The 7,327-nt window shown below is 44.2% G+C and carries 5 protein-coding genes and 1 tRNA gene; 4 read left to right on the forward strand and 2 right to left on the reverse strand.

From position 1 onward, the window contains the following. Nucleotides 1–40: 40 nt before the first annotated feature. A tRNA-Arg gene (locus ACP45E_RS01145) sits at nt 41–117 on the reverse strand. Between the two features lie 297 nt (nt 118–414). Here ACP45E_RS01145 and ACP45E_RS01150 point away from each other — a divergent pair. After that, on the forward strand, nt 415–828 hold the full coding sequence (locus ACP45E_RS01150; protein WP_017038750.1) for a c-type cytochrome: 414 nt from the start codon (nt 415–417) through the stop codon (nt 826–828). A gap of 142 nt (nt 829–970) precedes the next feature. On the opposite strand, the gene rep is transcribed toward ACP45E_RS01150, so the two are convergent. Continuing rightward, on the reverse strand, nt 971–2,986 hold the full coding sequence (gene rep, locus ACP45E_RS01155) for a DNA helicase Rep (RefSeq protein ID WP_017038749.1): 2,016 nt from the start codon (nt 2,984–2,986) through the stop codon (nt 971–973). Nucleotides 2,987–3,206: 220 nt separating this feature from the next. Here rep and ACP45E_RS01160 point away from each other — a divergent pair, with 220 nt between their 5' ends. The 3 genes from ACP45E_RS01160 to ACP45E_RS01170 form a co-directional block, all read left to right on the forward strand. Beyond that, entirely contained in the window at nt 3,207–3,791 is a 585-nt protein-coding gene (locus ACP45E_RS01160; protein WP_017034603.1) for a TetR/AcrR family transcriptional regulator, read from the forward strand. A gap of 19 nt (nt 3,792–3,810) precedes the next feature. Next, nucleotides 3,811–4,917, forward strand: coding sequence for an efflux RND transporter periplasmic adaptor subunit (locus ACP45E_RS01165; protein WP_026026739.1), 1,107 nt, complete (start codon nt 3,811–3,813; stop codon nt 4,915–4,917). Between the two features lie 11 nt (nt 4,918–4,928). Further along, the coding region (locus tag ACP45E_RS01170) for an efflux RND transporter permease subunit (protein WP_069584609.1) at nt 4,929–7,327 on the forward strand (2,399 nt) is incomplete at its 3' end.

Here is a 7,327-nt window from a genome sequence, read left to right on the forward strand (position 1 = left end):
TGTTTTGCCAATATGTCACTTACTTGTGTAAGCATCCGGATGGCGCGCCCGAAAGGATTCGAACCTTCGACCTTTGGCTCCGGAGGCCAACGCTCTATCCAGCTGAGCTACGGGCGCATGCCCTATCGGCGGAGTGGAATAATACGTAGTTCACACTATGTCGTCTAGTACTTTTTCAACTTTTTTTATCGTTTGGCGCCTTTTTGGGCAATTAAAGTGTGACAAAGACCTATTTCATAAAGAATAATCATTCGATCGGCGATAACTTGTTGTTTAATGCAACAACTTATCAGGATATAATCACCCACTGTTTACATTGATTTAACAGACTTTCGAGTGGTTAGATCGGGATAAAAACAATTAACTATATAATTGGTAAGCATGTACTTACCTTAGGAATATAAAGTGAGTTTAATGGATATGTCTCAACGAATCTTAAGTGTATTGTTCGCAGCTTTGTTATGTTCTACAGCAGCGTACGCAAGTAGTGTTAGCCCAGAAGAGTATGATGCTATTGCGGAACGCATCAAACCTGTTGGTGACGTTTACTTAGCTGGCAGTGAGCCTGTTGTTGCTGAAGCAAGCGGCCCTCGCGATGGCAAAACGGTTTACGGCATGTTCTGTACTGCTTGTCATAGTATTGGTGTGAGTGGCGCCCCTAAAACCGGTGATGCGGGTGACTGGGCTCCACGAATTGCTCAAGGTAAAGACGTTCTTGCCGATCACGCTATCAATGGCTTCAACGCTATGCCAGCAAGAGGCGCCTGTATGGACTGTTCAGACGATGAAATCATTGCTGCTATTGAGCACATGATTGAAGGTATTTAACAACGTCCTCTTTTCCTTGGTCAGTTGTTAGCTTGGTCAATTGTCAGAGAAAAAAGGCTTGGTTTTGTCACCAAGCCTTTTTTGTACCCGCTCTTATATGCCCTAGCGACAGTACTGATTTCTTGCGTTCAAACCCAATTGACTATTTTTTAAACATCGAGCGGAGATTGGCGATGTGGGCCTGCCCTTTTTCCATTCGCTCTTCTGCGGAAACAGGCTTTTTAGTCGATTCCCATTCAACATCATCAAAGGGTAGCTCATCAAGAAAGCGACTTTGCGATGGCTTTATCAGTTCACCGTACTGGCGACGCTCTTTACACATAGTAAAGGTGAGTTCTTTCTGTGCGCGGGTAATGCCGACATACATAAGACGACGTTCCTCTTCCACGTTATCTTCATCAATACTGGTTTGGTGTGGCAAAATGCCCTCTTCAGATCCAAGCAGATAAACATAAGGAAATTCTAAGCCTTTTGAGGCATGCAAGGTCATCAACTGAACCGCATCACTGTCTTCATCATCTTCTCCGCGCTCCATCATATCGCGTAGCGTTAACTTCAGAACCACTTCTTTGAGTGTCTTCTCTTCTTGATCATAATTGTCGCCTTCTAAATCCGCCACGATCCAAGAGTACAGGTCCGAGACATTTTTCATTCTCATTTCTGCCGCTTTGGCGCTTGAAGAGGTTTCATACAACCAATCTTCATAGTTGATATCGCGGACCAGTGAACGAACCGCCTCGACGGTATTACCTCTCTCTGCATTATCGGCAATCGCAACTATCCACTGGGTGAATCGCTGCAGATTCTCGAGACCTCGACCTTTTAAATGTTGCTCTAGGCCCATTTCAAAACTGGCAGCAAACAAGCTTTTACCACGCATGTTGGCGTAACTACCCAGCTTTTCTAGCGTCACAGGGCCGATCTCACGACGCGGCGTGTTGACGATTCTTAAAAATGCGTTGTCATCATCGGGATTCACCAACACTCGCAGGTAAGCCATGATGTCTTTAATTTCTGCTCGAGAGAAAAACGACGTTCCCCCCGATAATTTGTACGGCACTTTATTTTGTACTAAGGATTTCTCGATTAAACGCGACTGGTGATTACCGCGATACAAAATCGCGTAATCTTTATAGTGTGTGCGGTTTAGGAACCGATGAGCAATGATTTCTCCCGTCACCCTTTCCGCTTCGTGGTCTTCATTTTTTGCCAACAACACCTTAAGTTTTTCACCTTCGGGTATTTCAGAAAACAAGGTTTTCTCATACACATGAGGATTGTTAGCGATCAAGATATTCGCGGCACGCAAGATTCGACACGTAGAGCGATAATTTTGCTCTAGCTTAATCAAGCGTAAATTTGGGTAATCTTGACCAAGCAGTACCAGGTTTTGCGGTTTCGCACCACGCCATGAATAAATAGACTGATCGTCATCCCCTACCACGGTTAAACGCTCTCGCTCACCCACGATTAACTTAACCAATTCATATTGGCTGGTATTGGTGTCTTGATATTCATCCACCAACAAGTACTTAATGCGCTGCTGCCAACGTTTACGTACCTCTTCGTTGGTGCGCAATAACAGAACCGGTAACGAAATAAGGTCATCAAAGTCGAGTGCGTTATACGCTTTCATCTGCTTTTGATACATTTCATAGCAAAAAGCAAACAGCTGATCTTGCTCTCCCACCGCCCGCGCTTTCACTTGGTCGGTTGTGAGCATGTCGTTTTTCCAATTTGAAATGCTACTCATCAACAGGCGCAACAAATCTTTATCGCCATCGAGCTGTTTTTCTGTCAGCTCTTTTAATAGTGCCATTTGATCTTGGTCATCGAACAACGAGAAACCCGCCTTTAAACCCAGCACTTTATATTCACGACGAATAATATTCAGACCCAAAGTATGAAAAGTAGAAACCATCAACCCTTTGGATTCCGCTTTTCCTAAGGTTTGTCCCACGCGCTCTTTCATCTCGCGTGCCGCTTTATTAGTAAACGTCACCGCCGCGATATTTCGTGCCTTATAACCACATTGCTGAACCAAATAAGCAATTTTATTGGTAATTACCCGAGTTTTTCCTGAACCCGCTCCAGCAAGCACCAGGCATGGTCCTGATACAAACTTTACGGCTTCATCTTGTTGTGGGTTCAACTTCATGGTGTTCTCAACTTTATACTCTTAATGTTGGCTATAATAATGCAGCAGATATTCATAGTGTTTCAACTTGTACTCATGATGTCGTCTATAGTAATCCTGCTATAACACGAATGCTATCGTCCAATTGATAAGAATTTTTAACAATTATTCATTTCATGCTTGCTTTCTAATGTACTTATTGGGCTATAATGAATGAACGTTCATTCATTACTGGTGTCTTATGACTAGCAAACTGATAGATGATAAACGTCAAAAGATATTACTCGCAGCAGGTGCGGTTGTTGCTGATGTAGGCTTGCAAGGTCTTTCAATGCAAAAATTAGCCAAAGAAGCCGGAGTCGCTGCGGGTACAATTTATCGCTATTTTGACGATAAAGAGCATTTGATTAAAGAGCTGAGGTTGCATGTGGCACAAAGCATTGCTGACGTCGTGCAAAAAAATGTCGATGAATCTATGCCACTAAAAATTCGTTATCGACAAATGTGGCTCAATATTTGGAATTTAGTTGGCTCTGATATTGCGATGCTAAAGAATCGCATCCAATATGACTCAACACCCATAGCAAATTGTAGCACCTCTCAGCAAGATGAGGAGCGCGGTATGTTTAATGAAGTCTTTGCTTTCTTTGCTCAAGGCAAAGAACAAGGCATTTTTAAACAACTTGATAATGAACTGCTTTCAGCATTGAGCTTGGAAACAAGCGTGACACTGGCTCGTAAGCACACTTTTGGACAATACCAACTCAGCGACGACGCGATTGAAGCGGCGATCAATGCAAGTTGGGATGCCATAATTAACCACTAACTCCGGAGTTGTAAGCAGAATGAAAAAGTGGACTTTCTTTATGCTACTTATCGCCATTGTCCTATTTGGCAGTGTGATAGGTTTTAATCTAATTAAACAGCAGAAAATTGCTGAATACCTTGCTAATCGACCTGAACCAGAATTTCCAGTCACTGCCGTCGAAATCAAATCGGTAGACTGGGTTCCTGTCATTGAAGCGATCGGCTTTATTGAACCAAATCAAGGTGTGACCATTGCGAATGAAACCAACGGTGTCATCGATAAAATCACCTTCGACTCAGGCACACAGGTTGAAGAAGGCCAATCTTTGGTGCTACTTGACTCTGAGGTTGAAATCGCCAATTTTAAAAGCACAAAAGCACGCTTGCCAGCGGCTGAAGCTAAATACAAGCGTTACCAAGGTTTGTATAAGAAAGGCTCTATTTCAAAAGAAGCGTACGATGATGCTGAAGCGAATTATTATTCTCTATCGGCCGATCTTGAGAGTTTAAAAGCGTCCATTGACCGCCGTGAAATTAAAGCGCCTTTCTCCGGCGTTGTCGGTATTCGTAATGTCTACTTAGGCCAATACCTTCAAGCAGGTACAGACATTGTTCGCTTAGAAGACACCAGTATTATGCGCTTGCGTTTTACTGTTCCTCAAGCGGATATTTCTCGTATCGGCCTCAATCAAACGGTTGATATCTTTGTCGACTCCTACCCTGAGAAAACCTTCAAAGGTTCGATCAGTGCCATTGAACCCGCGGTCAGCGTTCAAAGTGGCCTGATTCAAGTTCAAGCTGATATTCCAAATAACGATGGGCAGCTTCGAAGCGGTATGTTTGCTCGTGCGAATATCATTCTACCCACACTCGAAAATCAAATCGTTATTCCGCAAACGGCGATCACTTATACCCTGTACGGGGATAACGTTTATGTCGTCTCAGAAGAAGATGGGGTTCAGAGAGTTAAACAACACGTGGTAAAAATTGGTGAGCGCAGTGCTGACATCGCACACGTTCTAGAAGGTATCAAAGACGGTGATATGGTTGTCACAACAGGTCAGGTTCGCTTAAGTAACGACGCTAAAGTACGCATCGTTGAAAGTGATGCAACCACCACTCCTGCTGAAACACCAATGCTGTAACTGGAGAAATTATGCGCTTTACTGATGTTTTCATAAAACGTCCAGTTCTGGCAGTATCGATCAGCTTTTTGATTGCTTTGCTTGGTATGCAAGCTATTTTCAAAATGCAGGTTCGCGAATACCCAGAAATGACGAACACCGTAGTCACGGTCACTACCAGCTACTACGGAGCCAGTGCCGACTTGATTCAAGGCTTTATTACCCAGCCATTAGAACAAGCCGTTGCTCAAGCCGATAATATCGATTACATGACTTCCCAGTCTGTAAATGGCCAGTCGACCATAACCGTGACGATGAAGCTTAACACCGATCCTAACTCGGCGCTTTCCGACATATTGGCTAAAACCAACTCAGTCCGCTCTCAACTTCCTGGCGAAGCTGAAGACCCGACAGTAACCATGTCGACGGGATCTACTACCGCGGTACTCTATATTGGCTTTACCAGTGATGAACTGGCATCAAGTCAAATCACCGATTACTTAGAACGTGTCGTTAACCCTCAGCTGTTTACCGTTAATGGGGTTTCAAAAGTCGATCTCTATGGTGGGATGAAATACGCTCTTCGTGTATGGCTTGACCCATCAAAAATGGCGGCACTTAACCTCACAGCTTCTGATGTAATGGGTATTTTGAATGCCAATAACTATCAGTCAGCAACTGGGCAAGTCACCGGTGAGTTCGTTATTTTTAACGGCAGTGCGGATACACAAGTCTCTACTGTTTCCGAGCTAGAAAATCTAGTCGTAAAGGGAACCGAAGGCGAGGTGATTCGTTTGGCTGATATTGCCAAAGTGAGCTTAGAAAAGAGTCATGATGTCTATCGTGCCAGCGCCAATGGCCAAGAAGCGGTCGTTGCCGCGATCAACGCTGCGCCAAGTGCTAACCCAATCAACATTGCTGCCGATGTGCTTGAGCTTCTTCCTACTTTAGAGAAGAACCTTCCCAGCAATATCTCGATGAATGTCATGTACGATTCAACGATTGCAATCAATGAATCGATCAGTGAAGTCATCAAAACTATCCTTGAAGCCGCCCTAATTGTACTGGTTGTAATTACTCTGTTCTTGGGGTCATTCCGAGCGGTTATCATTCCTATCGTCACAATTCCACTCTCCCTTATTGGTGTGGCGATGGTGATGCAAGTTATGGGCTTTTCTTGGAATTTAATGACGCTGCTTGCGATGGTATTAGCGATCGGCTTGGTGGTGGATGATGCCATCGTCGTTCTAGAAAACGTGGATAGGCACTTAAAATTGGGGGAGTCTCCATTTAGAGCGGCCATTATTGGTACCCGAGAAATTGCGGTTCCCGTTATTGCCATGACGTTAACACTCGGTGCAGTTTACGCCCCAATCGCAATGATGGGCGGTATAACAGGTTCACTATTTAAAGAGTTTGCATTAACGTTGGCTGGTGCGGTTTTTGTGTCAGGTATTGTCGCATTAACGCTGTCACCAATGATGTGCTCGAAAATGCTTAAAGCTAATGAGGAGCCTGGTAAATTTGAGAAGACGGTCCATCACGTACTCGATGGCATGACCAACCGCTATTCACGTATGTTAAAGGCAGTAATGGCCCACCGCCCAGTAGTGATTGGCTTCTCGGTGATTGTATTCGCTGTACTGCCGGTGCTGTTTTCCTTTATTCCAAGCGAACTGGCCCCTTCGGAAGATAAAGGGGTGATCATGTTAATAGGAACTGCGCCCTCAACCGCTAACCTTGATTACATGCAAAACACCATGAACGATGTAAATAAGATTTTGTCGGATCAGCCTGAAGTTTCTTTCGCTCAAGTCTTTACTGGAGTACCGAACGCTAACCAAGCTTATGGTATCGCCTCAATGGTGCCTTGGAGCGAAAGAGAAGCAAGCCAAGCGGAAGTAGCTACACGCGTCGGCGGATTAATAACAAACGTACCAGGTATGGCGGTCACCGCTTTCCAAATACCCGAGCTTCCAGGTGCAGGTTCAGGATTGCCAATCCAATTTGTGATTACCACCCCAAGTAGCTTCGAGAGCTTATTTACCGTGGCATCAGATATACTAAGTGAAGTAGCAGCAAACCCAATGTTTGTTTACTCTGACTTAGACCTTAACTTTGACTCAGCAACGATGAAAATTAACATCGATAAAGACAAAGCTGGCGCGTACGGAATAACAATGCAAGATATTGGTACAACTTTAAGTACGATGATGTCTGATGGTTACGTTAACCGTATTGATCTCAACGGTCGTTCGTATGAAGTGATTCCACAGGTTGAACGTAAATTCCGTTTAAACCCTGAATCTATGAATAACTACTATGTTCGCGCCGCTGATGGTAAAGCGGTTCCTCTTGGAAGCCTGATTAACATCGATGTGATTGCTGAGCCTCGATCTTTGCCTCACTTCAACCAGCTGAATTCTGCCAC

The organism is Vibrio genomosp. F10 str. 9ZD137 (assembly GCF_049974785.1).
In the GTDB taxonomy this organism is placed as follows: Bacteria; Pseudomonadota; Gammaproteobacteria; order Enterobacterales; family Vibrionaceae; genus Vibrio.

What these genes read in the sequence shown, in the direction of transcription:
- ACP45E_RS01150 (WP_017038750.1), top strand. Translation starts at nt 415, where the DNA reads ATGGATATGTCTCAACGAATCTTAAGTGTATTGTTCGCAGCTTTGTTA.
- rep (WP_017038749.1), bottom strand. Translation starts at nt 2,986, where the DNA reads ATGAAGTTGAACCCACAACAAGATGAAGCCGTAAAGTTTGTATCAGGA.
- ACP45E_RS01160 (WP_017034603.1), top strand. Translation starts at nt 3,207, where the DNA reads ATGACTAGCAAACTGATAGATGATAAACGTCAAAAGATATTACTCGCA.
- ACP45E_RS01165 (WP_026026739.1), top strand. Translation starts at nt 3,811, where the DNA reads ATGAAAAAGTGGACTTTCTTTATGCTACTTATCGCCATTGTCCTATTT.